This window comes from Planosporangium spinosum (assembly GCF_049999945.1).
GTDB classification, from domain to species: Bacteria; Actinomycetota; Actinomycetes; order Mycobacteriales; family Micromonosporaceae; genus Planosporangium; species Planosporangium spinosum.
Genome location: NZ_JBLYUB010000002.1, coordinates 252,140 through 279,130, shown reverse-complemented (window position 1 = coordinate 279,130; position 26,991 = coordinate 252,140). Strand labels below are relative to the sequence as shown.

At 72.4% G+C, this 26,991-nt stretch carries 21 protein-coding genes and 1 pseudogene; 10 read left to right on the top strand and 12 right to left on the bottom strand.

All coding sequences use genetic code 11. The features are described 5' to 3' along the window. The first annotated feature begins 90 nt into the window (after window positions 1–90). Together pulA and ACNTMW_RS04040 are read left to right on the top strand one after the other, a co-directional pair. Entirely contained in the window at window positions 91–5,760 is a 5,670-nt protein-coding gene (gene pulA, locus ACNTMW_RS04045) for a pullulanase-type alpha-1,6-glucosidase (protein ID WP_426631970.1), read from the top strand. A gap of 8 nt (window positions 5,761–5,768) precedes the next feature. Then, a pseudogene (locus tag ACNTMW_RS04040) lies at window positions 5,769–6,104 on the top strand (DUF2267 domain-containing protein); the annotation flags it as partial. A gap of 30 nt (window positions 6,105–6,134) precedes the next feature. On the opposite strand, the gene ACNTMW_RS04035 reads toward ACNTMW_RS04040, so the two are convergent. From ACNTMW_RS04035 to ACNTMW_RS04020, 4 genes are read right to left on the bottom strand one after another with little or no spacing between them, the layout of a single operon-like run. Beyond that, a complete protein-coding gene (locus ACNTMW_RS04035) occupies window positions 6,135–7,985 on the bottom strand; it encodes a DUF2207 family protein (RefSeq protein ID WP_426631969.1) in 1,851 nt (616 codons plus the stop codon). Between the two features lie 4 nt (window positions 7,986–7,989). Then, window positions 7,990–8,568 (bottom strand): LemA family protein, encoded by a 579-nt coding sequence (locus ACNTMW_RS04030; RefSeq protein WP_426631968.1) that lies wholly within the window; start codon window positions 8,566–8,568, stop codon window positions 7,990–7,992. Further along, window positions 8,565–8,708, bottom strand: a complete 144-nt coding sequence (locus ACNTMW_RS04025) for a hypothetical protein (RefSeq protein ID WP_426631967.1) — start codon at window positions 8,706–8,708, stop codon at window positions 8,565–8,567. Before ACNTMW_RS04025 ends, ACNTMW_RS04030 begins: the two co-directional genes overlap by 4 nt. A 21-nt stretch (window positions 8,709–8,729) precedes the next feature. Then, window positions 8,730–10,181: an aminopeptidase P family protein gene (locus tag ACNTMW_RS04020; protein ID WP_426631966.1), complete on the bottom strand. Its 1,452-nt coding sequence runs from the start codon at window positions 10,179–10,181 to the stop codon at window positions 8,730–8,732. Window positions 10,182–10,288: 107 nt separating this feature from the next. Here ACNTMW_RS04020 and asnB point away from each other — a divergent pair, with 107 nt between their 5' ends. Further along, on the top strand, window positions 10,289–12,253 hold the full coding sequence (gene asnB / locus ACNTMW_RS04015) for an asparagine synthase (glutamine-hydrolyzing) (protein ID WP_426631965.1): 1,965 nt from the start codon (window positions 10,289–10,291) through the stop codon (window positions 12,251–12,253). A 57-nt stretch (window positions 12,254–12,310) separates the two neighbouring features. On the opposite strand, the gene ACNTMW_RS04010 is transcribed toward asnB, so the two are convergent. The 4 genes from ACNTMW_RS04010 to ACNTMW_RS03995 form a co-directional block, all read right to left on the bottom strand. Then, entirely contained in the window at window positions 12,311–13,933 is a 1,623-nt protein-coding gene (locus ACNTMW_RS04010; RefSeq protein ID WP_426631964.1) for a PH domain-containing protein, read from the bottom strand. Then, window positions 13,930–14,442, bottom strand: a complete 513-nt coding sequence (locus ACNTMW_RS04005; protein ID WP_426631963.1) for a PH domain-containing protein — start codon at window positions 14,440–14,442, stop codon at window positions 13,930–13,932. Before ACNTMW_RS04005 ends, ACNTMW_RS04010 begins: the two co-directional genes overlap by 4 nt. A gap of 93 nt (window positions 14,443–14,535) precedes the next feature. Next, window positions 14,536–15,363, bottom strand: a complete 828-nt coding sequence (locus ACNTMW_RS04000; protein WP_426631962.1) for an MBL fold metallo-hydrolase — start codon at window positions 15,361–15,363, stop codon at window positions 14,536–14,538. Window positions 15,364–15,414: 51 nt separating this feature from the next. Beyond that, window positions 15,415–15,807, bottom strand: a complete 393-nt coding sequence (locus ACNTMW_RS03995; protein WP_426632139.1) for a thioesterase family protein — start codon at window positions 15,805–15,807, stop codon at window positions 15,415–15,417. A gap of 239 nt (window positions 15,808–16,046) precedes the next feature. On the opposite strand from ACNTMW_RS03995, the gene ACNTMW_RS03990 reads away from it, so the two are divergent. Then, a complete protein-coding gene (locus ACNTMW_RS03990) occupies window positions 16,047–16,811 on the top strand; it encodes an SIR2 family NAD-dependent protein deacylase (protein ID WP_426631961.1) in 765 nt (254 codons plus the stop codon). 79 nt (window positions 16,812–16,890) lie between these two features. Continuing rightward, complete coding sequence (locus ACNTMW_RS03985; RefSeq protein WP_426631960.1) at window positions 16,891–17,895, top strand: phosphatase PAP2 family protein; 1,005 nt, start codon at window positions 16,891–16,893, stop codon at window positions 17,893–17,895. On the opposite strand, the gene ACNTMW_RS03980 is transcribed toward ACNTMW_RS03985, so the two are convergent. Both ACNTMW_RS03980 and ACNTMW_RS03975 read right to left on the bottom strand, forming a co-directional pair. Further along, the gene (locus ACNTMW_RS03980) at window positions 17,799–19,364 is read right to left on the bottom strand and encodes a PH domain-containing protein (protein WP_426631959.1); all 1,566 of its coding nucleotides are present in this window, start codon (window positions 19,362–19,364) and stop codon (window positions 17,799–17,801) included. The two genes, ACNTMW_RS03985 and ACNTMW_RS03980, sit on opposite strands and share 97 nt — an antisense overlap. Window positions 19,365–19,390: 26 nt before the next feature. After that, window positions 19,391–19,888 carry a PH domain-containing protein gene (locus tag ACNTMW_RS03975; RefSeq protein ID WP_426631958.1) on the bottom strand — a complete coding sequence of 166 codons (498 nt, stop codon included), beginning with the start codon at window positions 19,886–19,888 and terminating at the stop codon, window positions 19,391–19,393. A gap of 674 nt (window positions 19,889–20,562) precedes the next feature. On the opposite strand from ACNTMW_RS03975, the gene ACNTMW_RS03970 reads away from it, so the two are divergent. The 3 genes from ACNTMW_RS03970 (at window position 20,563) to ACNTMW_RS03960 (ending at window position 23,775) form a co-directional block, all read left to right on the top strand. Beyond that, entirely contained in the window at window positions 20,563–21,711 is a 1,149-nt protein-coding gene (locus ACNTMW_RS03970; protein ID WP_426632138.1) for an AAA family ATPase, read from the top strand. A 121-nt stretch (window positions 21,712–21,832) separates the two neighbouring features. Beyond that, window positions 21,833–22,828, top strand: a complete 996-nt coding sequence (locus tag ACNTMW_RS03965) for a DUF58 domain-containing protein (protein ID WP_426632137.1) — start codon at window positions 21,833–21,835, stop codon at window positions 22,826–22,828. Further along, on the top strand, window positions 22,825–23,775 hold the full coding sequence (locus ACNTMW_RS03960) for a VWA domain-containing protein (protein ID WP_426631957.1): 951 nt from the start codon (window positions 22,825–22,827) through the stop codon (window positions 23,773–23,775). The genes ACNTMW_RS03965 and ACNTMW_RS03960 overlap by 4 nt, the downstream gene beginning before the upstream one ends. A 61-nt stretch (window positions 23,776–23,836) precedes the next feature. Here ACNTMW_RS03960 and ACNTMW_RS03955 read toward each other — a convergent pair whose 3' ends face one another. After that, window positions 23,837–24,763, bottom strand: a complete 927-nt coding sequence (locus tag ACNTMW_RS03955; RefSeq protein ID WP_426631956.1) for a DUF5996 family protein — start codon at window positions 24,761–24,763, stop codon at window positions 23,837–23,839. Window positions 24,764–24,851: 88 nt separating this feature from the next. Beyond that, complete coding sequence (locus tag ACNTMW_RS03950) at window positions 24,852–25,025, bottom strand: hypothetical protein (protein ID WP_426631955.1); 174 nt, start codon at window positions 25,023–25,025, stop codon at window positions 24,852–24,854. A 317-nt stretch (window positions 25,026–25,342) separates the two neighbouring features. On the opposite strand from ACNTMW_RS03950, the gene fabG reads away from it, so the two are divergent. Together fabG and fabI are read left to right on the top strand one after the other, a co-directional pair. Then, window positions 25,343–26,047, top strand: a complete 705-nt coding sequence (gene fabG / locus ACNTMW_RS03945; RefSeq protein WP_426631954.1) for a 3-oxoacyl-ACP reductase FabG — start codon at window positions 25,343–25,345, stop codon at window positions 26,045–26,047. 46 nt (window positions 26,048–26,093) lie between these two features. After that, the gene (gene fabI, locus ACNTMW_RS03940) at window positions 26,094–26,861 is read left to right on the top strand and encodes an enoyl-ACP reductase FabI (protein ID WP_426631953.1); all 768 of its coding nucleotides are present in this window, start codon (window positions 26,094–26,096) and stop codon (window positions 26,859–26,861) included. Window positions 26,862–26,991 lie beyond the last annotated feature (130 nt).

The window sequence follows — 26,991 nt, the reverse complement described above, 5'->3', positions numbered from 1 at the left end:
GGGGACGACCTTCTTGCAGTCTCTTGCTGAAATTTGCGGAAGCCGATACGTTGCGGCCAGCCCATCCCATCGAGGAAGGCACACGCGCCGATGAAGCTCTCCCGATCCGCCCTCCTCGCCCTCTGCTGCGTGCTGGGCATGAACCTGGTCACCACCGCGACGGCGGCGGCCGTTCCGGTACCCGAGCGCCGGACCGCGCCGACCCTCGACGGCGCCGGGGTACCGAGCTGGGACCGCGAGCCCGCGATGGCCTCCCTCGCGGACGCCGCGAGCACCCGCGGCCGCGCCGAGCAGTTCTACTTCGCGCTGCCCGACCGCTTCGCCAACGGCGACCCCGGCAACGACCGCGGCGGCCTGACCGGCGACCGCACCACCACCGGGTACGACCCGACGGACAAGGGCTTCTACCACGGCGGCGACCTCAAGGGTGTCACCGGAAAGCTCGACTACATCAAGGGCCTGGGTACCACCGCGATCTGGCTCGCGCCGATCTTCACCAACGACCCGGTGGAGGGCGACTCGGCCGGCTACCACGGGTACTGGATCACCGACTTCACCCGCGTCGACCCGCACTTCGGCACCGAGGCGGACCTGAAGGCGCTGGTCGCCGGCGCGCACCGGCGCGGGATGAAGGTCTACCTCGACATCATCACCAACCACACCGCCGACGTCATCACCGCCGACCAGCACGGCTACGTCAGCAAGGCCGACGCGCCGTACACCGACGCCGCCGGCCACCCGTTCGACGACAGCGCGTACGCCGACGGCGCGCACGGGTTCCCGACGGTCGACGTGCACACGTTCCCGCGCCAGCCGCGGGTACCCGCGGACAAGGCGCACCTCAAGCAGCCCGACTGGCTCAACGACCCGACCATGTACCACAACCGGGGCGACTCCACCTTCGCTGGTGAGAGCGCCGAGTACGGCGACTTCTTCGGCCTCGACGACCTGTGGACCGAGCGGCCCGAGGTGGTCCGCGGCATGACCGACATCTACTCCGGCTGGATCGGCCGGGCCGGTGTCGACGGGTACCGCATCGACACCGTCAAGCACGTCGACCTGCCGTTCTGGCCGCAGTTCACCGCCGGCGTGACGGCAGCCGCGAAGAAGGCCGGCAGGCCGGACTTCTTCATGTTCGGCGAGGTGTATAGCGCCGACCCGGAGACGACCTCCACGTACGTGCGCCGCGGCCGGCTGCCGGCCACGCTCGACTTCCCGTTCCAGGCGGCGGCGGCCGACTACGCCGCGCGGGGCGGCTCGGCGGCCGGGCTGGCCGGCCTGTACGCCGACGACGCGCTCTACACCACCGCCGGTACCGACGCCCGCCGGCTGCCCACCTTCCTCGGCAACCACGACATGGGCCGGATCGGTTCGTTCATCCGCTCCGCCGGCGGCGACCCGGCCACCCAGGTGCGCGAGGACCTCCTCGCCCACGAGCTGATGTTCCTCACCCGCGGCCAGCCGGTCGTCTACTCCGGCGACGAGCAGGGCTTCACCGGCCCCGGCGGGGACAAAGACGCCCGCCAGGACATGTTCGCCTCGGCCACGCCGGACTACCTGGCCGACCCGCTGATCGGCACCGACCGTACCCACGCCGTCGACTCCTACGACCCGACCCACCCCGTCTACCGGACCATCGCCGCGCTCGGCGCGCTGCGGCAGGCCCACCCGGCGCTGCGCGACGGCGTCCAGGTCACCCGGTACGCCGCGAACGGGCCCGGTATCTTCGCCTTCTCCCGCCTCGACCCGGCGCAGCGCGTCGAGTACGTCGTCGCGGTCAACAACGCGCCCACCGCGCAGACCGCGACGTTCGCCACGTACGCGGGCGGCACGACCTTCGACCGGATCTATCCGGCCGCTGGCCAGCAGGTCGCCAGCGCCCCTGACAAGAACCTCACGGTGACCGTCCCGGCCCTCTCCGCCGTGGTGTACAAGGCGACGAAGCCGCTCGCCAAGGCGGCCGCCGCACCCGCCATCCGGATCACCGCGCCGGCCGCCGGCGCGAAGGTACCCACCCGGACCGAGGTCGTCGCCGACGTCACCGGCGACCCCCTCGCGAGCGTCACGGTGGCCGCCCAGGTCGGCGCAGGGGAGTGGAAGCTGCTCGGTACCGCGACGACCGCCCCGTACCGGGTCTACCACGACCTGGCCGGGCTGCCGGCCGGTACGACGCTGCGCTACAAGGCGGTGGTGCGCGACGGATCCGGCCGCCTGTCCTCGGCCACCACGACCGCGACCGTCGGCACCCCGCCGGTCGCCGCCGACCGCGACCACCTCGTCGTGCACTACCAGCGGCCGGCCGGCGACTACGGCGACTGGGGCCTGTACGCCTGGGGCGACGTCGATCCGGCGGCGCAGACCACCTGGCCGGCCGGGCAGCCGTTCGCCGGTGAGGACGCCTACGGCCGGTTCGCCTGGGTGAAGCTCAAACCGGGCGCCCGCAACGTCGGCTTCCTCGTCGTCGACGCGAACGGAGTGAAGGACGTGGCGGCCGACCGTACCGTGGACCCGACCACGACCGGCGAGATCTGGCTCAGGCAGGGCGACAGTGCGGTCTACCCGAGCGACGCCGCGGCCACGAAGACCGTGACCGTCCACTACGGGCGGCCCGACGGGCGGTACGCCGGCTGGGGCCTGCACCTGTGGGGCGACGGGCTGGCCGCCGGCGCCGGTACCACCTGGGACGCACCCCGTCAGCCGGACGACACCGACGCTTTCGGCGCGTACTGGAACGTGCCCGTCGATGACCCGACCAGGCCGGTGAACTTCGTCGTGCACCACGGCGACACCAAGGACCCCGGCGCCGACCAGTCGGTGCTGCCGGCCGCCGCCGGCGACGCGTGGGTGCGCTCGGGGGAGGCGGCGGTTCACCCCACCCGGGCGGCCGCCGAACACACCGCCGTGCTGCACTACCGGCGCGCCGACGGCGACCACGCCGGCTGGGGCCTGCACGTGTGGACCGGCGCGGCGACGCCCACCGACTGGGCCAGGCCGCTGCCACCGGCCGGCTTCGACGCCTACGGCGCGGTCTTCCGGGTGCCGCTCGCCGACGGCGCGACCGGCCTCAACTACATCGTCCACAACGGCGACACCAAGGACCTGCCCGCCGACCAGACCCTCGATCTGATGAAGAACGGCCACGAGGTGTGGCTGCTGGCCGGGCAGCCGCGCTATCTGTTGCCCATGGCCGCCACCGCCGGACCCGACCTCGACCCGACCACGGCGAGGGCCCAGTGGATCGACCGGGACACCGTGCTGTGGCGGACCGGGCCGACCGACGGGCGCGCCTACGACCTGACCGGCTCCGGCCTGACCATCCGGCTGCGCCCGGGCGTGCTCACCGAGGCGCAGCGGCGGAAGTACCCGCACCTGTGGAACTACACCGCGCTGACGGTCGACCCGGCCGACCGCGGCAAGGTCCGGGACATCCTGCGCGGCCGGGTCGTCGCCACCGAACGCGACGCCGACGGCGCGCCGCTGTCCGTGACGTCGGTGCAGATCCCGGGCGTGCTCGACGACCTGTACGCCGCCGCGCAGCGCGCCACGCTCGGCCCCACCGTCGACGGCAGGCGCGCGACGCTGAGCGTCTGGGCGCCGACCGCGCAGACCGTGGCCCTCGAACTGGCCGACACCCCGACCGCCGCCCCGAGGGTGCTGCCGATGCGTCGCGACGACGCCACCGGTGTGTGGAGCGCCAGCGGCGACTGGAAGGGGAAGTACTACCGGTACCGGGTGACCGCCTGGCAGCCGGCGGCGCAGAAGGTGGTGACGGCCAGCGTCACCGACCCGTACGCGGTCGACCTGTCGGTCGGGTCGCAGTTCAGCCGGGTCACCGACCTGGCCGACTGGTCGCTGGCGCCCGCCGGCTGGGACCGGCTGCGCAAGCCGGACCACGACCCGTCGAAGATCCAGATCCAGGAGCTGTCGGTACGCGACTTCTCGGTCGCCGACGACAGCGTGCCGGCCGCGCACCGGGGCACCTACCTGGCGTTCACCGACGCGAACTCGGCCGGCATGAGCCACCTGCGGGCGCAGGCGCGGGCCGGGCTCACCCACGTACACCTGCTGCCGGTCTTCGACTTCGCCTCGGTGCCCGAGCGCAAGGCCGACCAGCGGACGCCGGCCTGCGACCTGGCGAGGTGGGCGCCCGACAGCGAGCAGCAACAGGCGTGCATCGCCGCGGTGGCCGACTCCGACGCCTACAACTGGGGCTACGACCCGTTGCACTACACCGCGCCGGAAGGCTCGTACGCGGTCGACCCGGACCGGCGGGTGATCGAGTTCCGGCAGATGGTCGCCGGCCTCAACGGCGCCGGGCTGCGGGTGGTCCTGGACGTCGTGTACAACCACACCCACGCCGCCGGTACCGATCCGACGTCGGTGCTCGACCAGATCGTGCCCGGGTACTACCAGCGGCTGCTCGACGACGGCACGGTGGCCACCTCGACCTGCTGCGCCAACACCGCGCCCGAGCACGCCATGATGGGCAAGCTGGTGGTCGACTCGGTGGTCACCTGGGCCAGGCGGTACAAGGTCGACGGATTCCGGTTCGACCTGATGGGCCACCACCCGAAGGAGAACATCCTCGCCGTGCGGGCCGCCCTGGACAAGCTCACCCTGGAGCGGGACGGCGTCGACGGGAAGAAGATCTACCTGTACGGCGAGGGCTGGGACTTCGGCGAGGTCGCCGGCAACGCCCGGTTCACCCAGGCCACCCAGGCGAACATGGCCGGTACCGGGATCGGCACCTTCAACGACCGGCTGCGCGACGCGGTCCGCGGCGGCGGCCCGTTCGACGCCAACCCGCGCCTCCAGGGCTTCGCCTCGGGTCTGTACGCCGACCCCAACGGCGACCCGGTCAACGGCGCGGCCGACGCGCAGCGCGCCCGCCTGCTGCACTACCAGGACCTGATCAAGGTCGGGCTGACCGGGAACCTGGCCGACTACCGGTTCGTCGACTCGTCGGGCCGGTCGGTCACCGGCGCGCAGGTCGACTACAACGGCGTGCCCGCCGGGTACACGGCCTCGCCGCGTGAGGCGGTCACGTACGTGGACGCTCACGACAACGAGATCCTCTACGACGCCCTCGCCTACAAACTCCCCGCTTCGACGTCGGCGGGCGACCGGGCGAGGATGCAGGTGCTCGCGCTGTCCACCACGATTCTCGGCCAGGGGGTCGGCTTCAGCACGGCCGGCTCCGACCGGCTGCGTTCGAAGTCACTGGACCGCAACTCGTTCAACTCCGGCGACTGGTTCAACGCGATCTCCTGGGACTGCCGGGCCGGCAACGGCTTCGGCCGTGGCCTGCCCCCGGCCGCGGACAACCGCGACAAGTGGCCGTACGCGAAGCCCCTGCTGGCCGACCCGAAACTGGTGCCGGACTGCGCGGCGGTCGACGCGACCACGCGCGGGTACGCCGACCTGCTGCGCATCCGCGACAGTTCGCCGGCGTTCCGGTTGGCGTCGGCCGCGGAGGTGCAGCGGCACGTGTCGTTTCCGCTGTCCGGCGTGGGCGAGACCCCCGGCGTGATCACGATGACGCTGACCGGGGACCCGCGCTGGAAGTCCATCACGGTGGTCTTCAACGCGACGCCGTCGTCGGTCGCGCAGACCCTGCCGTCGCTGCAGGGCGCCGCGGTGGCACTGCACCCGGTGCAGGCGGCGGGTGCGGACCCGGTCGTTCGCGGGTCGGGTTTCGATCCGGCCACCGGCAGACTGACCGTGCCCGGCCGGACCGTGGCGGTCTTCGTGCAGTCGTAACCCGTTTCATGATCCTGAAGGATCTTCCGGGGTGGAACCCGGACGATCCTTCAGGATCACCCGGGGTGACCGCCGGTCGTTTCCGGGTAGCGACCGCCGTCATGAAGCACGGCATTTTTCTCAACGCCGTCGCCGGTCTCGCGGGGGTGCCTCGAGAACAGGCGGAGTCACTGACAACGGCGACCCTGCAGACCCTCGCGGAGCGAGTCGCCGAGGACGAGGCCCATGACCTCGCCTCCGAACTGCCCAAAGCCCTGCAGGTTCCGCTGGAGGCCACGCGGGGACCCGCCGAACCGTTCGGGTTCGAGGAGTTTCTCCAGCAGGTCGCCCAGCGGGCCGGCGTCGAGAAGCGTCCACGATCCCGGAGAAGAGGGCTAGGGCAGGCGCTGCAGGGCCATCGCGAGCAACGGGCGGGGATCGCACGCGGCCGCCGCGCCGTGCACGCCCACCATCACCACGGTGTCGCCGCGCCGACCCATCGCCCAGCCGTCGCCGGCGTAAGCCTCGTCGCCGAGGCCGGACAGCGGCGTACCGCCCGTGCTCCTGCGCATCGCCAGCTTGCCGGGCAGCCCGCGGGCCAGCGTCAGCTGGACCGCCGGGCCTTCACCGGTATTGAAGCTCTGCACGGACAGCGGGCCGGCGTTCATCCCGGCGGCATCCCGGACGCTGACCGCCGCTCCGATGGCGCGGCCCACCTCCTCCGCGGTGAGCAACTGGCCCGCCGCCACGGCGGGCGCGCGCAGCGCAGCCGCGAGGGCGGCGGCCCTGTCGACCGGGGCGGCGGCGACCGGCAGCCCCATCGCGGCGGCGATCAATGTCTCGTCGTCGCCGGCCGGGGCGACCTCCGCAAGCCGGCCGGCGCGGCCCTTCTCCACTACGCTGAGGTCCACGATCCGGCGACTCCACCGGCGCGCGGTCAGCCGTACCACGTCACCGACCCCGCAGCGCCCGTACAGGTCGGCGGGCAGGCCCCACGCGGTGGTGCGTTCGGTGCTGCCGTCGTCGACCGCGAGGTAGTACAGCCACGGCGTGGGTGGCCGGTCCTTGCCGCCGCCGGTGGCCTTCCAGACCTCGATCCACAGCGCCTCACCGGTCACCGTCAGCGGGCTGGCCAGGTCGACGATGGTGCGGACGAGCCGGTACCCGCCGCGGACCAGCAGCCCGACGCCGAGCAGTGCGGTGCCGAGGGCCGTCCAGAACCGCGTGGACCCGGACAACGCGTCGACGACGTCCGGGCGGAGGCGCATCACGCCGTAGCCGGCGGCGATGGCCACCACCGCCCACAGGATCAGGGGCCCGGCCTTGCTGCCGTAGCGCGACCCGATCCGGGGGTACCGTACGCGCACCCGGTGCCAGGTACCGCCGAACGACGACCACACCCGCTTCCGGTCACCCATGCCGAGGTCGATGACCGCGCTGCACACCCGGGTCGCGCCGAGCGCGTCGCCGTAGGACAGATACCGGTCCCACACCGTCACAGCGGCCGGCGGCAGATGGGCGAAGGCCTCGTCGCCGCGCAGGTACGCCCGAAGGCCCAGCCACCGGCTCGCGGCCTCCCGGCCGGCCGGGGTGTCGCGCTCCCCGCGGGCGGTACCGGCGAGCAGGGTCAGCGCGATGAACGTGGCGCCCGCGGCGGCGAACGTCGGATCGTCGTGCGGGTGGGTGCGGTGGGAGTAGTGCAGCATCGCGACGAACACGCCCGCCGCGGCTCCGGCCGCGCACAGCGCGAGCATCGACAGGACCCGCGGCGAGATCCGGCGCCGGGACAGCCCGCGTGCCCGCGCGTCGGCGACGACCTCGGCGTTCAGCCGTTTGGCCCAGCCTTTGGCCTGGGCCGGGTCGCGGAAGGTCAGCGCCGTCAGCGGCACCACGCCACCGGACGCGAGGCCCTTGACCCGGTCGAGCACCCGCCGCTCGTATGCGGTCAGCCCGGTCGGCTCGGCGTCGTGGACATGGATGGTGGTCTGCGTCGGGTCGTTGCCGGGCTGGCGGAACTCGATCACCCGGCGCGCGGCGAGGTCGAGCAGGGTCGACTCGGCGGCGTCCTCGGTCACCTCCCACCGGTTGACCAGCAGGCTCACCACCGCGGGCGGCTCGGAGCCGCCGAACTCCTGGGTCGGTGCGGCCGGGTGTGGCTCGTGCGGTCGGGTCAGCAGCAGGCACGCGCCGAAGAGCGCGAGCCAGGCGGCGATCGGCACGCCGCCGATGATCAGCTCGATGATCACGGCGCTAGAACCGTACGTTGACGTCCTGGCGTTCCTCGCCGACCGCCTCGAAGAACGGCTCGGTACGGAAGCCACCAAGGCCGGCGATGATGGTGGTGGGGATCGACTGGACGGTCCCGTTGAGCGTCTGCACCGCGTTGTTGTAGAACTGCCGGGCGTACGAGATCTTGTCCTCGGTGTTGCCCAGTTCGCTCTGCAGCGCGAGGAAGTTCTGGTTGGCCTTGAGCTCCGGGTACGCCTCGGCCAGGGCGAACAGCCGGCCGAGCGCGCTCGTCAGGGCGCCCTCGGCCGGTGCCTGCCGGTCGGGCCCCTGGCCCTGCGCGGCCAGCGCGCTGTTGCGGGCTTCGACGACGGCCTCCAGAGTGCCCTTCTCGTGCGCCGCGTAGCCCTTGACCGTCTCGACGAGGTTGAGGATCAGCGAGTGGCGGCGTTTGAGTTGGACGTCGATCTGTGCCCAGGCCGCCTGCACCTGGGTGCGCAGTCGGACGAGCCGGTTGTAGGTGGCGACCGCCCACCCGAGCACCACGATGATCAGAAGTACGAGCACGCCCAGCACGGCGAGCAGCAGGAGATTCAAGCTCATGGCGGGACCTTCCACAGCAGGTCAGCGATCTTCGCGCTGATGATGCCGGTGTCGACCCCGACCTGTACAGGTGTGTCGCGAACCTGACTGTGCCCACTTTCGACAGAAAAAACACCGTGCGGCACGATCTCGTGCCGCACGGTGTCCTTCCTTTTACCAGATCAGCCGGGCAGGCGCGGGCCGGCCTCGCGCTGGGCCGCGAGCCACGCCTCCACCTCGTCGGCCGTACGCGGCAGGCCGGCCGACAGGTTGCGGGCGCCGGTCGAGGTGACCAGGACGTCGTCCTCGATGCGGATGCCGATGCCGTGCAGCTCCGCCGGTACGAGGTCGTCCTCGGGCTGGAAGTACAGGCCCGGCTCGACGGTCAGCACGTACCCCTCTTCGAGTACGCCCTTGCGGTAGCGCTCGCTGCGGGCATTGGCGCAGTCGTGCACGTCCAGGCCGAGCATGTGGCCGAAGCCGTGCAGCGTCCAGCGCCGGTACAGCGTCGAGTCCGGGTTCATCGCCTCGTCCACGCTGACCGGCAGCACACCCAGGTCGGACAGGCCCTCGGCGAGCTCCCGCATGCACGTCTGGTGGATGTCGTCGAACTTCACCCCGGGGCGGATCGCGTCGATGCCGGCCTGCTGCGCGCGGTACACGATGTCGTAGACCTGCCGCTGCAGCGGGGTGAACGACCCGGAGACCGGGATGGTGCGGGTGACGTCGGCGGTGTACAGGCGCCGGTTCTCCACCCCCATGTCCATCAGCAGCAGCTCACCGGGGGTCGTGCGGCCGTCGTTGCGGACCCAGTGCAGGATCGCGCCGTGCGCACCGGCGCCGACGATCGAGGAGTACCCGAGGTCGTTGCCGTCGTGGCGGGCGCGCAGCCCGAACACGCCCTCCAGGAGCCGCTCACTGACCGGGCGGTCGGCCGGCAGGATCCGGGCGACGTCCTCGAAGCCCCGCACGGTGGCGTCGATGGCGTCCTGGAGCTGTGCGATCTCCCAGTCGTCCTTGACCAGGCGCAGCTCCGAGATGGTGCGGGCCAGGTCGGCGTCGCGGTCGCCGTCGTCGGTGGCACGGACGGCCGCGTCCACCAGCGGGTCGTACCCGCGCAGCACCCGGGTGCGCCCCGGCGCGAGGTCGTCCAGGACGGCCGGCAGGGTGGCCAGGTCGGCGGTGTTGATGCCCAGCTCGGCCGACTTCTCGGCGAGGGTGTGGCGGCGGCCGATCCACAGCTCCCCGTACATCCGGTCACGGAAGAACTCGTCGGTGTCGCGCGGGGAGCGGGGCCGGACGTAGAGCGTGTCCTCGCCGCCGGGCCGCATGACCAGGACCGCGTCCGGGTCGTGCTCGCCGGTCAGCCAGACGTGGTCGCTGCCGGGGCGGAACGGGTACTCGGTGTCGTTGGCGCGTACCTTCGCCCGGCCGGACGGGATGACCAGCGTCTCACCGGGGAACGCGCCGGCCAGCGCGGCCCGGCGCTTGGCGTGCTGCGGCGCCTCCGCCCGCGCCTTCGTGTCGAGGGTGGTGTCGCGCCAGCCGGTCCGCATGAACTCCAACAAGCGCTCCGGAAAGTCCGGATCATGTGACTGGGTGCCCTCGGCCCGCTGCTCGCCCTGATCGCTCATATCCCGACGGTACCTCCCGCGATCCGCCCGCTTCGCGTGGCGGGTGATCGCGGATGATCCGGCTGCCTCGCGTGGCGGTCCACGGTCAGCGTGACAAGATAACGGCCATGTGCGGACTGCTCACCTTTGTCAGCGCTCACGGCCGCGCGTCGGCCTGTCGAGACGGCGTCGCCGAGGCGCTCGAGAGCATCCACCACCGGGGTCCGGACGAGACCGGGGTGAACGTCGTCGACGACGACATGGTGTTCGGCTTCAAGCGGCTCTCGATCATCGACGTGGAACACAGCCACCAGCCGCTGGCGTACCCGCCGACCGGCGCGGAGGCCAACCGATACGTCATCACGTTCAACGGCGAGATCTACAACTACCTCGAACTGCGCGAGGAGTTGATCCGCGAGCACGGTGCCGAGTTCGCCACGACCGGCGACACGGAGGTGATCGTCGCGGCCTACCACTACTGGGGGCCGGCGGCGGTCAGCCGGCTGCGCGGCATGTTCGCGTTCGTGATCTGGGACCGGGCGACCCGCAAGGCGTTCGGCGCCCGCGACCCGTTCGGCATCAAGCCGTTCTTCCACCTGGTCACGTCCGAGGGCGTCTTCTTCGCCAGCGAGAAGAAGTCTCTGCTGCCGTTCGCCGCGTCGGCGTCCGCCGGTGACGCCGGGGTGGACGGGGCCAACCTCTCGCACTACCTGACGTTGCAGTACGTGCCCGAGCCGGGCTCGCTGCACCAGGGGATCGGCCGGATCGGCTCCGGCGAGTCGTTCGTGTACTCCCCGGGTGGCCCGCTCACCACCCGGCGGTACTACCAGCCGGAGTTCCGCCCGACGCCGACCGACAACCCCGAGGCGCTCTACAAGCGCATCCGGGAGGCGCTGCGCGAGAGCGTACGGGTGCACATGCGCTCCGACGTGCCGGTCGGCGCGTTCCTGTCCAGCGGCATCGACTCCACGGCGGTCGTGGCCCTGGCCCGCGAGTTCAACCCGAACATCCTGACCTTCACGGTCGGATCGAACGTGGAGGGGTACTCCGAGGTCGACGTGGCCCAGGAGTCCGCCCGCCACCTCGGCGTGACCACGATCCCGACCTGGATCGGGCCACAGGACATGATGGACGCCCTGCCGAAGATCGTGTGGCACCTCGACGACCCGGTGGCCGACCCGGCCCTGGTCCCGCTGTACTTCGTCGCGAAGAAGGCCGCCGAGCACGTCACCGTCGTGCTCTCCGGCGAGGGCGCCGACGAGTTCTTCGGCGGGTACACGATCTACCGCGAGCCGCTGTCGCTCGCCGCGGTCAACGGGCTGCCCGACCCGCTGCAGAAGGGCCTGCGGGCGGTGTCGAAGGTCATCCCGCAGGGCGTGAAGGGCAAGAGCTTCCTGGAGCGCGGCACCACGCCGATCGAGGAGCGCTACTACGGCAACGCCCGGATGTTCACCGAGGAGGAGAAGGCGGAGCTGATGCGCCGCTACGACCCCTCGGTGCGCTACACCGACGTCACCGCGCCGATCTACGCCGAGGCCGCGGCCGCCGGGCTCGACGAGGTCACCACGATGCAGTACGTCGACCTGTACACCTGGCTGCGCGGCGACATCCTGGTCAAGGCCGACCGGATGTCGATGGCCCACTCGCTGGAACTGCGGGTGCCGTTCCTGGACAAGGAGGTCTTCGACGTCGCGGCGACCGTGCCGGTCGACCTGAAGCTGCCGCCGAAGACCACCGAGACCAAGTACGCGATGCGCCGGGCCCTGGAGGGCGTGGTGCCCCCGGCGATCGTCAACCGCAAGAAGCTCGGTTTCCCGACGCCGACCCGGGTGTGGCTGCGCGGCGAGATGTACGAGTGGGCGCGGGACATCCTCACCCGCTCGGGCGCCGGGCACCTGCTCGACCTGCCGTACGCCGTCCGGCTGCTCGACGAGCACAAGGAGGGCAAGGCCGACAACTCGCGCAAGGTCTGGACCGTGCTGATCTTCTGCATCTGGCACGCGATCTTCGTCGAGCGTTCGCTCGACCCGGGCATCACGCGCAACGACTCGGCGCTGCTCACCAAGCCGGCGGTGGGGTCGGTCGTCAGCTGACCCCTCGTCATGATCGCGGAGACTCTTCCGGGTCCCCGCCCGGAAAAGTCTCCGCGATCATGGTGAAGTCGGGGAGGGGTGGCGCTCCAGGAAGGGCGCCAGCAGACCGGGTGTGGACTCGTCGGCCAGGCGCAGCGCCTCGGGCAGGTCCACGTCCGGTACCGCGTAGTGCTGGTGCCCGGCGGCCGTGGTCGCGGTCAGGGTGGCCAGTCCGGCCCGGCGCTGGAAGAACGACCGGTTCAGGTTCCAGCCGATGACCCCGCCGGTGTCCAGGACGCAGCGCCGCCGTACCAGCGAGCCCTGCCGGGTCACCAGCCGGCCGCCGATCAGCGCGTGGCCGAGGCTGCGGGCCCGGTCGTAGGCCAACAGTCCGGCCACCGGCAGCGCGACCAGGGCGACCTGCCAGGTCCACGCCGGCCAGCCGGCCAGCCACGACCCGGCGACCGGTACCGCGACGACGAGCACGGCCGCCGCGAGTGCGCGGGTGTAGCGCCGCCGCGCCGCCCGCGGCCCGTGCGGGGTCAACGGCACGGTCGCCGGCCGCGGGTCGCTCAGCACCGCACCCGCGACCCGTTCGGCCTCGGCGCGCGGCGCCGGCGGCAGGAGCATGCTGCCGCCCCGCTCGGCGCCCCGGCCGACCCGCAGCCCGGTCGCGATGGCGATGCACCGGGCACCGCCGACCAGCCGCAGCAGCAGCGGTTCGCTGATCTCGACCCCGCGCAGCCGGCGCTCCTCGATCGTGGTCGCCCGCGCGGTCAGCAGCCCCCGCGTGACGTGCAGGGTGCCGGCCGGGTGCCGGGTCAGCCGGAACCCCCAGAACGCCAGCACGTACCCGAACGTCGACGCGACGGCCACCACGGCGACGCAGGTGGCGAAGACCTCGGCGCCGGCCAGGGCGACCGGGGCGTGTGCCAGGTGGCCGGCGAGTGCCCGCATCGGCCCGTACCGGGTGGGGTCGACGTGCGTCTCGTTGATCGTGCGGGACACGAACGCCGCCACGACGCCGACCGTGACCAGGCCGGACAGCGTGAACGGCCCGTACCGCACCCAGTCCGGAGACAGCCGGACCAGCTCCGTCTCGCGGACCGGCGCGGTCACGCCGGCGGGCACGGACGTGGCGGCCACGGCGGACGGCACCGGGACGCCGGTCCCCGCGGGGCCGGTCACCGGCTGCGGGCGCTGGTGCAGCAGCTCCTCGCGCAGCCGGGCCGCCTCGGCGGCGCTCAGCCCGTCGAGGCGTACCCCTTCGTCCTTGCGGTCGGAGCGGCCGGTGCCGACCTCGACCCGGGCCAGCCCGACCAGCCGGTGGAGGGCGTGGGCGGTGACGTCCACGGTCCGTACCCGATCCCGCGGTACCGACAGTTCCCGGCGCCGCAGCAGGCCGCGCCGCACCTGGACGTAGTCCGGCGTGATGCGGTACGTGGTGGTGAACCAGCGCAGCATGGCGCCGACGACGACCGCGCCGAGGCTGGCGATGCCCCACCAGTCGTGGCCGCTGGTGCTGCCGGCCAGGAAGATCCCGAAGATCGCCGGCAGTGCGCGGGGGATCTCCTGGAACGGGTGGACCAGCAGCATCCGCGGGCTCAGGCGGCGCCACGACGGGTCGACCCCGCCGGCCGTGGGCGTCCCGCCCGTCACCGTGGGGTGCAGGGCGTCCGCCGCCGGGTCCGAGGCGGTCACGTGGCGTCACCCGGGGTCGCCTGGGTGTTGGTGGTCAGGTCGTCGACGAGCCGCTGCGCGGTGGCGCGGTCCAGCCCGTCGATCTTGAGCGGTCCGGCCGCGGACGCCGTCGTCACCGTGACGTTGGCCAGGCCGAAGAGCTGTTCCAGCGGGCCGCGCTCGCTGTCGACGGTCTGGATCCGGGACACCGGCGCGATCCGGCGCTCCTGGTTGAACCAGCCCGACTGGGTGTACACCGCCTCCGGCGTCGCCTCCCACAGGTGGACCCGGTACCGCCAGCGCGGCATGACGACCAGGTGGGCCGCGGCGACCAGCGCCGTCACCACGACGCCGACCACGTGGAGCGCGGTGACCCGGTTGTTGACCAGCCAGACGACCTCGACCGCGGCCACCACCAGCCAGCCGATCAGCGCGCGGACGGTCCAGTACCCGATGGCCTTGCGGCTGACCCGGTGGCGCGGCGCGCGCAGGGTCACCGACACCGCACCGCCCGTAGAAATGTCGTGCACCTTATGACCATGGCATGCCGCGGCAACGGGCGGTACAGGCGTGTCCGGAGTTTTGCCCGGGGCGGCGCGTCCGGGAGTCGTCGCCGAGGGTGGTCAGGGCGCGGTGCCGCGCAGCTCGGCGTACCCGCGCGCCACCGCGACCCGGGCGGCGTCCGGACCGAACGGCGCGCGCGCCGCGACCTCGTCCACCGTGGCGCCGTCGGTGTGGCCGTCCCGGATCAGCCACTCGAGCGTGGTCAGGTCGGCGTGCTGGGCCCGGACGAAGGCCGGGCCGACGACGGCACCGTGCCCGGGGACCACCACGGTCGCCGACGACGTCAGCTCCAGCATCGCGAACAGGGTCGACGGCCATTCGAGGGGGAACCCGTCGCCGAAGCTCGGCGGCGCGCCCTCCTCCACCAGATCGCCCGCGATCAGCACGTCCACGTCCGGTACGTGCGCCACGAGGTCACCGATGCTGTGCCCGCGCCCGAGATGGCGCAGGACCACCGGCCGGCCACCCACGTCGAGGGTCGCCGCGAGGTGCACGGTGTGGTCGGGTGGGCGGATCGTGGCCGTCGCCACGCCCTCGGCCAGCTCCGGCAGCAGCGGCGCCCACTCGGCGTACGCCGTGCGGCGCAGCTTCTCCGCCTCCCCCCGCAGCAGGCGGGCCACCTCCTCGTGCGCCCAGATCGGGCGGTCCGGGCCGACCACCACGCCGTTTCCGAAGCAGTGGTCGAAGTGGTGGTGGGTGTTGACCACGGTGAGCGGGGCCGTGGTGACCGCCCGGACCGCGTCGCGTAGCTGGAGTGCCTGCGCGTCGGTGGACAGCGTGTCCACCAGGAGCGCCGCGCCGTCGCCGACGACCAGGCTGACGTTGACGTCGAGGACGGGGTAGCGCAGGACGTACACGTCCCGGGCGACCTCGGTGAACCCGGGCATCAGCGGTCCTCCGGGAGCTGGGGCATCAGCGGCCCTCCGGGTACCGGGGCATCAGTCGCCGAAGGCCTTCCGCACGAAGCGCTGCCGGTCGACGACGATCCGCTCGACCCGCCCCTCGGCGACGACGGCGTCACCCTCGCGGACGACGACCTCGAACGCGAGCCGCCGCCCGTCCGCCTTGACCAGTCGTGCCTCGGCGACGACGGTACGGCCGACGGCGGTCGGCGCCCGGTGCTCCAGCTCCACGCGGGTGCCGACGGTCGTGGCGCCGGGCGGCAGCCGGTTGGCCGTCGCCCCGACGGTCGCCGCCTCGGCCAGGGCGAGGAGCCGGGGCGTGCCGAGGACGGGTACGTCGCCGGAGCCGACCGCCTGGGCGGTGTCGGCGTCGGTCACGGTGAGCTGTACCCGGGTCAGGGCGCCGACCCAGCTCGCCGTGGCGTCCAGGCCGCCCGCGCCCCGGACGCCGACGTGTGCCCGACCGACGGTGTGCGCGCGCCCGTCGGTGTCGGTGCGGTCCCCGGCTGGCGAAGGGGCGTCTGGTGCTTCGTGATCCGACCGCATACCGGGAGCTTAAGGCGCGGATACGCGGATGACGAATCCGATGATCCCGCCGGACTTCGCGGACCGGGACGCCGCGGAGCCTTCATGATCATGGAAGGGTGGGAGGCGCTACGGTGGATCCCATGAGCGCCTCCGACCCCACGGTCGACGTGGTACGTGACTGGCTGCGCGCCGCCCGCTCGGTCACCGTCCTCACCGGAGCGGGCATCTCCACCGACTCCGGCATCCCCGACTTCCGCGGACCCGACGGGGTGTGGACCAGGGACCCGAGCGCCGAGGCCATGGTCACGTTGCAGACGTACGTGGCCGACCCGGCCGTCCGGGCGCGGGCCTGGCAGGAACGGGCCGGCCACCCGGCGTGGACGGCCGAGCCGAACGCGGCCCACCGGGCGCTGGTGGACCTGGAGCGCTCCGGCCGGCTGCGCACGATCGTCACCCAGAACGTCGACGGGCTGCACCAGCGCGCCGGGTCCGGTCCCGACCGGGTGATCGAGATCCATGGGACGATCTTCGAGGTGGAGTGCCTCGGCTGCGGCGTGCGCGGGCCGATGGAACAGACCCTGCGGCGGGTGGCGGCCGGTGAGGCCGACCCGGCGTGCCAGGTCTGCGGCGGGATCCTCAAGTCCGCCACGATCTCGTTCGGCCAGCAGCTCGACGACCGTGACCTGCGGGCGGCGTACGCCGCGGCCGTCGACTGTGACCTGCTGCTGGCGGTCGGTACCTCACTCACCGTGCATCCGGCAGCCGGACTGGTCGACATCGCGCACGGGGTCGGTACCCGGGTCGTGGTCGTCAACGGCAGCCCGACGCCCTACGACGACCTGGCCGCCGCGGTCATCCGGGACCCGATCGGCGAGGTGCTGCCCGCGCTCGTCGCGGCGGTCTGAGCGCGCTGGTCGGACCACCGCGCGCGGTGACCCGGTCGGTGCGTGAGTGCCTGGTCCGGCCCGGCTAGCCTGTGGGGCGATGACGCTCACGATCCGCCCCGACCCGTCCGCGCCGGCCGATTCCGGTACCCCCCGACCACCGGTCGGCCGGCGCCGCCTCACGGCGATGGCGGTGTGGGCCGTCGCGTTCACCGCCTGGTGGCTGCTGCTCGGCCTGCCGCTGACCGACCCGATCCTGACGTTCGGGTGGCTGTGGGCGGCGACGATCGCCTGGCGCATCGACCGCCCCTGGCGGATCCACCTGCGGTTCGCCCGGGACTGGTGCGCGATCGTGGTGCTGTTGCAGGTCTACAACCTCTCGCGCGGCTTCGCCGACCAGGGCGTCGTCCCGCACGCGATGGAAATGGTCGCCGCCGACCGTGGCATGTTCGGATGGCTGACCGGGGGAAGCGTACCGACGCTGTGGCTACAGCGCCACCTGTACGACCCGGACGGCATCCACTGGTGGGACGTGGGCGCCAGCTGGGTGTACTTCTCCCACTTCGTGGTCACGCCGGTGGTGGCGGTGGTGCTGTGGCTGCGCGACCGGGTGCGGTGGGTGGCGTTCGTCCTCCGGTGGATCCTGCTGTCGGCCGCCGGGCTGGCGACCTACTTCCTGTACCCGGCCGCACCGCCGTGGTGGGCCGGCAGGTACGGGTTGATCGAGCCGGTCTCCCGGGGGTCCACCCGGGCCTGGGACGCGATCGGACTGCACGGCGCGGGCAACGTGATCAACGCAGGCCAGTACTCGTCCAACCCGGTCGCCGCGATGCCCTCCCTGCACACCGCGTTCGCGCTGCTGGTGGTGGTGTTCTTCCTGCCGCGGGTACGCCGCCGCTGGTGGCCGCTGCTGCTGGCGTACCCGCTGGCGATGACGTTCACCCTGGTCTACAGCGGTGAGCACTACATGATCGACGTGTTCATGGGCTGGCTGTACGTCGGGCTGGTCTACGCCGTCGCCGCACTGGTCGAGCGGTGGTGGGCGCCCATCTCGCGGGCCCGGGCCGCCCGGGCGGACTCCGCGAGGGTCGCCGCCAACGCGTAGGCCTCCGCGGCGTCGCGGTGCTCGGCGACGACGTGCATCCGGCCGGCCGTGTCGACGTGTACGTCGGCCAGCCGCAGCAGTCGCTGCACCGGCCCCTGCATCACCCGTACGCTCTGCGTGCGCGCCAGCGGGACGATAACGAGACGCTCGACCAGCCAGCCGTCCCGGGCGTACACGAGGTCCCGGTCGTGCCCGGCGGCGAGCCGCCGGTAGCGCAGCGGGGCGAGCCAGCGGGCCCGCCGGGGCGCCGGCGTGACCGGCGGCGCAGACAGGTTCGCGCCCAGCACCTCGGCCAGGACCGGGTACGCGGTGGCGCGGTCGGCCACCGGTACCAGCATCCCGCCGTGGGTGTTCGCCTCCCGGTCGCGCGCGCTGAAGCCGGCCACGTCCATGCGGGCCCGGAGCCAGCCCAGCGGGCGCCACATCAGCGGCCAGGTCACCCCGACCGCCTGGATGCGCTGGCGGGGCACGGTCTGGCTGCGGGTACTCAGCAGGCCGTGGTGCAGGCGCAGGCCGGCGGCGTCCTCGCGGATGCGAAAGTGCCAGTCGTCGACGACGCGGCGCACCGGCACCTGTACGACGCCGGCGACGGCGGTGAGCAGGCTCCCGACGGCGACCAGGTTCCAGCGCTGCTGGTGCTGGTACGGCAGCACGGCCAGGGCCAGCGCCACCGGCACGAACCAGGTGTGCGGGGTGAGCAGTTGGGCCAGCAGGACCCGGCTGTTGGCGCCGCGGTACACCAGCCGGTCGGCGGGTCGCTCGCCGGGACGAACCCGGCCGTGCCCGCCGGCCAGCGACAGCAGGTGCTCGCGCAGCCGGACGGCGACCGGCTGGCTGAGGTAGGCCAGCGGCGCCTCGGCCCGGGCCGCCCCGACGACCTCCAGTCGCAGCTCGGCCACGCCGGTCAGGCGGGCCAGCAGGGGGCGGACGACGTCGACGGTCTGTAGCCGCTCCAGGGGGATCGCGCGGGTCCGCCGCCACAGCAGCCCCTCGGAGATCCGCAGTTCCCGGCCGTGGATCTGGTAGCCGGTGGTGAACCAGCTGACGGCCGCCACGGTGAGCGCGGCGACCAGTACCCCGGCGGCGGCGAGCGCCCAGCGCCGCGGACCCAGCTCCTGGTAGCCCTGCCAGGAGAAGATCGCGATGACGACCGCCAGGACCCGCAGGCCGCGCAGCACCGGGGTGACCGGGTGCAGGCGGTGACGCGGCTCGACCGGTGCGGCCGCGACCTCGGTGAACGCGGTGGCCTCGGTGGACGCGGTGGCCTCGGTGGTCTCGGTGGTCTCGGTGGGCGCGGTGGCCTCGGTGGTCTCAGTGGTCTCGGTGGACGCGATGGTCTCGGTGCACGTGGCGGCCTCGGTGGACGTAGCGGTCCCGGTGGCGCGGAAGCCGCTGACCGGCGCGTCCCCGGTGCCGGTGAACGGTCCGTCACCGGCGAGCATCGTCCCGATCGGTGGCCGGTCGTTCACCGCTTCTCCGATCGGCGGCCGGTTGCTCAAAGCCCCTCCGATCGGGTGTCGCCCAGTGACGACAGCCGGTCGCGCAGCCGGGCCGCCTCGGCCGCCGGCAGACCCGGGATCCGCGCGTCGCTGGCCGCGGCCGCGGTGTGCATCGTCACCGTGGCCAGCCCGAACATCCGCTCCATGGGGCCGGCGGTGACGTCGACGAACTGCATGCGCGCGTACGGCACGATCGACAGCGTCCGGATGAACAGCCCGTGGCGGACCAGCAGGTCGTCGTCGCGCTCGGCGTAGCGCCACGAGCGCACCGACCGCACCACCACGACCGCCCGTACCAGCGCGATGACCACGGCCACCGCCGTGACGACCAGCGGTACCCGGTTGTGGGTGAACAGCATGGCCGTCAGGTTGGCGGCCACCACGATGACCGTGCTGACGACGACCTGAAGCTCTTCGATCAGGATCAGGCGGCTGGACACCCGTCGCCAGGCAACTGTGTCCGGCCACGGTTCGAGCGCGAGGGCCTGGGTCACAGACGTGAGCCTATTGCTCAGGACAGCGGTTCGACCTCGCGCAGAAAGCCTCTGATCCTTAAGAACTCCGCAAGTTCTGATTTATGGGCATCGCAGGCGAGCCAGGTCTTGCGCCGCGCATCCGGATGGATACGGGGATTGTTCCACCGCAACGCCCACCGGGCCGGTTGGCGGCACGACTTTGCGGAGCAAATCAGGGGCTCCGGCGCGGTGTGGGGCTGGGACTCCGGCGCGGTGCGCGGCTGGGACTCCGGCGCCGAGCAGATCGGCGCGTCGGGTGGAGTGGGGGAGGCGGCGTCGGGCGGCACGACATGCAGTCTGCCAGCCACGAGATGGTGAGCGCCGGGCGACCACGGGGGAAGCCGCCCGGCGACGGATGAATCGTACCCTCGAATGCCCCCCGCCTGTCTACCCGTGTCAGCTGTCCGGTGGACGGTTCCGGTGGACGTATCGATCGTTGCCGCGTGATCCCGTACCGCGGACCCGACTCATCTTCAGTTTCCGCTGTGATCGCCCGGCTTCCCCTGGGGTCCGCACCGACGCGCGAACGCCCGTACGACGGGCCAGTGAGCCGGTACGGGTGCCCGGGCGCGACCGATGGCCGGTTCGTGCGACGCTTGGGAGCGATCGTTTGCTTGTCTGGCAGCAGTGGAGGACCGGTGGCCCAACCGACCATGCCCGCGACCCCGTCGGAACCGAGCGACGCGACCGCCGCCGCCAGCGGCCCGTCGACCACCCCCGCCCAGGACGCCTCGCTGCTGGAGCGGGCCCTGTTCGAGGTCAAGCGGGTCATCGTCGGCCAGGACCGGATGATCGAGCGGATGTTCGTCGCGCTGCTGGCCCGCGGGCACTGCCTGTTGGAGGGTGTACCCGGCGTCGCCAAGACCCTGGCGGTGGAGACCCTCGCCCGGGTCGTGGGCGGCACCTTCGCGCGCATCCAGTTCACCCCGGACCTGGTACCGGCCGACGTCGTGGGTACCCGGATCTACCGGGCGTCCAGCGAGAAGTTCGACGTCGAACTGGGCCCGGTGTTCGTCAACTTCCTGCTCGCCGATGAGATCAACCGCGCTCCGGCCAAGGTCCAGTCGGCGCTGCTGGAGGTCATGGCCGAGCAGCAGGTCTCGATCGGCGGGGAGACCCACCGGGTACCGCAGCCGTTCCTGGTCATGGCCACCCAGAACCCGATCGAGCAGGAGGGCGTCTACCCGCTGCCCGAGGCGCAGCGCGACCGGTTCCTGATGAAGATCCAGGTCGGCTACCCCACGGACGCGGAGGAGCGCGAGATCGTGTACCGGATGGGCGTCGCGGCGCCGGAGCCGGCCACCATCTTCAGCCCGGCCGACCTGATCGGCTTGCAGCGCAAGGCGGACGAGGTGTTCGTGCACAACGCGCTGGTCGACTACGCCGTGCGGTTGGTGCTGGCCACCCGGTCGCCGGCCGAGTACGGCATGCCCGACGTGGCCCAGTTCATCCAGTACGGCGCCAGCCCGCGCGCCTCGCTGGGCCTCGTGCGCGCCACCCGTGCGCTGGCGCTGCTGCGCGGCCGCGACTACGCGCTGCCCCAGGACGTGCAGGACGTCGCGCCGGACATCCTGCGCCACCGCCTGGTGCTGTCCTACGACGCCCTGGCCGACGACATCCCGGCCGACCACGTCGTCGGCCGGATTCTCGGGACCGTGCCGCTGCCGACGGTCGCGCCGCGCCAGAACGCGGCGCCGGTCGGCCCCCCTGTGGTGGCCCCGGTCAGCGGCCCGGTCGGCGCGCAGGTCGGTGGCCCGCTGCCCGGCCCTCAGCACCCGGCGTGGCCCGGGCGGCCGGCGTGACCTTGCCGGACCCCTCCATGATCACGGAGACTTTTCCGTGTTCTGACACGGAAAAGTCTCCACGATCACGGCGAGGGGAGGAGTGACGGTGAGCCCCGCCGGACCGTCGGCGCTCAGCCGGCTGCGGCGCCGGCTCAGCGGAGACCGGGCCGCCGGCGCCGCTGTCGGCGCCGCGTCCGATGACGCCCGCGCCGCGTCCGATGACGCCCGTGCCGCGTCCGATGACGCCCGCGCCGAGCTGGTCCTGGCCAAGCTGCAACTGCTCATCACCCGCAAGCTCGACGGCCTGCTCCAGGGTGACTACCTCGGGCTGCTGCCCGGCCCGGGCACCGAGGCGGGAGAGTCGCGGGAGTACCGGGCCGGTGACGACGTGCGCCGGATGGACTGGCCGGTGACCGCCCGTACCCAGCTGCCGCACGTCCGGCAGACCGTCGCAGACCGGGAGCTGGAGACCTGGCTGGCGGTCGACCTGTCGGCCAGCCTCGACTTCGGTACCGCCCGGTACCTCAAGCGCGACCTCGTGCTCGCGGCCGCCGCCGCCATCTCGCACCTCACGGTCCGCGGTGGCAATCGCATCGGCGCCGTCATCGGTACCGGCGACAGCCGGGTCCGGCTGCCCGCCCGCGCCGGCCGCAAGGACGCGGGCGGGCTGCTGCGCCAGATCGCGCGTACCCCGGTCCGGCCCGGCCGTGACGACCTGGGCGCGCTCGTCGACCTGCTCAACCGCCCGCCCCGCCGGCGCGGCATGGCCGTCGTCATCTCCGACTTTCTGTCGCCGGTCGAGTCGTGGGGCCGGCCGCTGCGCAAGCTGGCCGTGCGCCACGACGTCCTGGCCGTGGAGGTCGTCGACCCACGGGAGCTGGAGCTGCCCGACGTCGGCGTGGTCGCGTTCGTAGAGCCGGAGAGCGGCCAGCTGCACGAGGTGCAGACCGCCGACCGCCGGCTGCGGGAGCGCTACGCCGCCGCGGCGGCCGCCCAGCGTACCGCCATCGCCGACACGATCCGGGCGGCCGGCGCCGCGCACCTGCGGCTGCGCACCGACTCCGACTGGCTCCTCGACATCGTGCGGTTCGTCGCCGCGCAACGCCATGCCCGTACCAGGGGGACCACCCGATGATCCGTTTCCTCGAGCCGTGGTGGCTGCTGGCCGTCCTGCCGGTCCTCGCGGTGGCCGGCGCGTACGTGTGGCGCCAGGTGCACCGCAAGGCGTACGCGGTGCGCTTCACCAACGTCGAACTGCTGCGGTACCTCGCCCCGCGCGGTATCGGACCGCGCCGGCACCTCGCCGCCGGGGCACTCCTGGTGGCCATGCTGGCGATGGCCACCGGAATGGCCCGGCCGTCGGTCGACACCAAGGAGCCCCTCGAACGGGCGACCATCATGCTCGCCATCGACGTGTCACTGTCGATGGAGGCCACCGACGTGGCGCCGACCCGCATCGACGCCGCGAAGCAGGCCGCCAGCGAGTTCGTCCGGAACCTGCCGCCGACGTTCAACGTGGGACTGGTGGCGTTCGCCAAGGCCGCCAACGTGCTGGTCTCGCCGACCAAGGAGCGTACGGCCATCCAGCAGGGCCTCGACGGGCTGCAACTGGCCCAGTCGACGGCCACGGGCGAGGCGGTCTTCTCCTGCCTGGAGGCGCTGCGCAGCGTGCCGACCGACGGCGCGAGCGGACTGCCGCCGGCCCGGATCGTGCTGCTGTCCGACGGTTACCGTACGTTCGGCCGCTCCATCGAGGAGGCGGCCGCGGCCGCCGCGGCGGCGGACGTACCGGTCTCGACGATCGCGTTCGGCACCGACACCGGCATCATCGAGATCGACGGGCAGAGCCAGCGGGTACCGGTGGACCGGCCGTCGCTGCAGAAGCTGGCCGAGAGCACCAAGGGCCACTTCTACGAGGCGGCGTCGGCGGCCGAGCTGAAGAAGGTGTACCAGGACATGGGCAGCTCGATCGGCTACCGGACCAAGCCGCGCGAGGTCACCCAGTGGTACGTGGGCACCGCGTTGCTGTTCGCGCTCGCCGCCGCCGGCCTGAGTCTGCTGTGGACGTCCCGCCTGCCCTGACCGTGCCCGCGCCGGGGGCAACCCCGTCCGCGCGCTGTCCGGGACCGTGCCCGCGTCGCCGTCAGGCCGTCGCCCTCGCCCGTTCCAGGGCGACCCGGTCCCAGCCGGCGAGGTCGGCCGCGGCCTCGTACGTGGACTCCGCGAACGCCAGCAGCGTGGCGTCCGGGTCGCGGGCGGTGCGCACGGTCGCGTACGGCAGGACGAACTCGCGCAGGCCCGGGTCGTACCCGGCGGACGCCGGTTCGACCGGCCGGTCGCGGTAGCCGGCCGGCTCCGGGTAGGCGTACGAGTAGAAGATGCCCTCTTCGGCGCCGCCCGGCCAGTACCCGAGGCTGCTGACCTCGTGGCTGTAGGCTTCCCGGGTGACCCGGTCCGAGGTGTACGGGATCCCGCCGGGGTGGGGCGGCGCCGCCCGTCCGGAGAAGCGCGTCACGGCCAGGTCGAACGCGCCCCAGAAGAAGTGCACCGGGCTGGCCTTGCCGAGGTACCGGCCGCGGAACATGGTGAAGACGCGGTGCGCCTGGACCAGGGACAGCCAGAACCGGTGGGCGTACCCGGAGTCGTACTCGGCGTGTTCGGTGTCGTCTCCGAACGCGACGTCGACCGGCACCTCGACCGGCTGCGGCCAGATCCGGACCGGGACGTCGAGCTCGGCCAGCCCGGCCATCACCTCGGTGTGGAAGTCCGCGACGGACCTCGGTGCGAGCGCCACGGTGCGGGCGTTGCCGTCGGTGGTGTGCAGTTCGAGCACGTGCCGCTGGAAGTCGAACGTGGCCTGGACGCCCCGGTTGCGGTACGGCATGAGCGAGGTGGTCAGCCCCGCGGCGGTCACGTAGAGCGGGACCTGCCACCAGTGGTTGACCATCGGCTCGAGGGCCAGCCGCACCTTCCCGACGATCTGGGTCCACAGCTGGAGGGTGTCGCGGGTACCCGCCCACTCCGACAGCGGCAGCGACGGCCAGTCCGGGTTTGACGGTATTCCGGTCACGATGCCCCCTCATGCCGGCTTTTTCGAGCGTACGTCGGACGCCCGGCCGGCGGGCGTACCGGTCAGCGGGGCGCTCCGCCCGGGCGGTTCAGCGGGAGCTGACCAGGACGAAGATGACGGCGGCCCAGAGGGTGGCGAGCGTGAAGCCCAGCGGGGCGAGGTAACGGCTCATCGACGGCTCCCGAAGGTGGAACGACGGGCGGACTCGGGCGGGGGCGGTGAGAGCCGTGGCCGATGTCGCGGGCGCCCCGGCGTCGGCCACCGCGCGCGGCGGTGACCCACGTGGACGAACACCCCGGTCCAGGGCGGGGTGCGCGGTGGGGCGGCGACGGAATGCGCGTCAGATGGTGACGCGGATCCGGCCACGACTCGGAGGATCGCTATCTCGCACAGCGATCACCTCCTCGGGTCGGGCCGGTGGGCATGCCGAAGGCACGCCAGAAACGCAACACATCGTACACCTGTTCCGAGCGTGTCACACCACGCGGGTGGGCCCGTCGACTTCTTCGTACCGGTCGGTAGCACATAGTCTCCGGTGCCAGGGGCAACACGATCCAACACGTAACTCGAGGGGGCGGCGTGGCGCGCACAGTACTGGTCACGGGCGGTAACCGCGGTATCGGGCTCGCGGTGGCGCGGGCGTTCGCCGTGCAGGGCGACCGGGTGGCGGTGACACACCGGACCGGCACGGCGCCGGACGGTCTGTTCGGCGTGGTCTGCGACATCACCGACGCGGAGTCGGTCGACAACGCGTTCAGCAAGGTCGAGGCCGAGCTCGGCCCCGTCGAGGTGCTCGTGGCCAACGCCGGCATCACCGACGACACGTTGCTGCTGCGGATGAGCGAGGAGCAGTTCACCCGGGTCGTCGACACCAACCTCACCGGCGCCTTCCGGTGCGCCAAGCGCGCCGCGTCCAAGATGCTGCGGGCGAAGTGGGGCCGTATGATCTTCGTCTCGTCGGTGGTTGGCCTGTACGGCAGCCCTGGCCAGGTCAATTACGCGGCGAGCAAGGCGGGCCTGGTCGGCGTCGCCCGGTCCATCACCCGGGAGCTGGGCAGCCGCAACATCACGGCCAACGTCGTGGCGCCCGGTTTCGTCGAGACCGATATGACCGCCGAACTGCCCGACGATCGCAAGAAGGCCTACCGGGAGGCCATCCCGCTGGGCCGGTTCGCCGCTCCTGACGAGGTCGCCGCCGTGGTGACCTGGCTCGCCGGGGACGCCGCCGGCTACATCAGCGGGGCCGTCATCCCGGTCGACGGCGGCCTGGGCATGGGGCACTGACGGCACCGGTCGCCAGCCATCCGCCGCCACGAATGAAAGGTTTGTCATGTCAGGACTACTCGCCGGCAAGCGCCTCCTGGTCACCGGCGTCATCACCGACCAGTCCATCGCGTTCTCCGTGGCGAAGATCGCCCAGGAGGAGGGCGCCGAGGTCGTGCTCACCGGGTTCGGCCGGCTCTCCCTCGTCGAGCGCATCGCCAAGCGGCTGCCGCAGCCGGCGCCGGTCATCGAGCTCGACGTCACCAACACCGCGCACCTCGAAGGCCTCGCCGACAAGGTCCGCGAGCACGTCGACGGCCTCGACGGCGTCGTGCACTCCATCGGGTACGCGCCGCAGAGCTGCCTCGGCGGCGGGTTCCTCGACGCGCCGTGGGAGGACGTCGCCACCGCCCTGCACGTGTCCACGTACTCGTACAAGTCGCTGGCCATGGCGTGCCTGCCGCTGATGAGCCCCGGCGGCTCGGTCGTCGGGCTGACCTTCGACGCCACCCAGGCGTGGCCGGTGTACGACTGGATGGGGGTCGCGAAGGCCGGGCTGGAGTCGGCCAACCGGTACCTGGCGCTGCACCTCGGCGGCAAGGGCATCCGGGCCAACCTGGTCTCCGCCGGTCCGTTGCGGACGATGGCCGCCAAGTCCATCCCGGGATTTGAGCAGTTCGAGGACGCCTGGACCACCCGGTCGCCGCTCGGGTGGAGCCTCACCGACCAGGAACCGGCGGCGCGGGCGTGCCTGGCGCTCATGTCGGACTGGTTCCCGGCGACGACGGGTGAGATCGTTCACGTGGACGGCGGGTACCACGCGGTAGGCGCCTGACCCGACGTTTGGCGACGCGGTTTTCGGCGAGTTGTACCGGGTCGGTCAGAGGCCTGGTACAACGTCGTCGACACCACCAGGGGCCGTCGCACCTCCTGAACCGACCCGGTCGTGGGAGGGGAGTAGGTGT

Excerpts from the sequence above, each read along its gene's own strand:
- ACNTMW_RS03990 (WP_426631961.1), top strand. The coding sequence starts at position 16,047 with ATGAGCGCCTCCGACCCCACGGTCGACGTGGTACGTGACTGGCTGCGC.
- asnB (WP_426631965.1), top strand. The coding sequence starts at position 10,289 with ATGTGCGGACTGCTCACCTTTGTCAGCGCTCACGGCCGCGCGTCGGCC.
- fabI (WP_426631953.1), top strand. The coding sequence starts at position 26,094 with ATGTCAGGACTACTCGCCGGCAAGCGCCTCCTGGTCACCGGCGTCATC.
- ACNTMW_RS04000 (WP_426631962.1), bottom strand. The coding sequence starts at position 15,363 with ATGCCCGGGTTCACCGAGGTCGCCCGGGACGTGTACGTCCTGCGCTAC.
- ACNTMW_RS03960 (WP_426631957.1), top strand. The coding sequence starts at position 22,825 with ATGATCCGTTTCCTCGAGCCGTGGTGGCTGCTGGCCGTCCTGCCGGTC.
- ACNTMW_RS04030 (WP_426631968.1), bottom strand. The coding sequence starts at position 8,568 with ATGAGCTTGAATCTCCTGCTGCTCGCCGTGCTGGGCGTGCTCGTACTT.
- ACNTMW_RS03985 (WP_426631960.1), top strand. The coding sequence starts at position 16,891 with ATGACGCTCACGATCCGCCCCGACCCGTCCGCGCCGGCCGATTCCGGT.
- pulA (WP_426631970.1), top strand. The coding sequence starts at position 91 with ATGAAGCTCTCCCGATCCGCCCTCCTCGCCCTCTGCTGCGTGCTGGGC.
- ACNTMW_RS04020 (WP_426631966.1), bottom strand. The coding sequence starts at position 10,181 with ATGAGCGATCAGGGCGAGCAGCGGGCCGAGGGCACCCAGTCACATGAT.
- ACNTMW_RS03970 (WP_426632138.1), top strand. The coding sequence starts at position 20,563 with ATGCCCGCGACCCCGTCGGAACCGAGCGACGCGACCGCCGCCGCCAGC.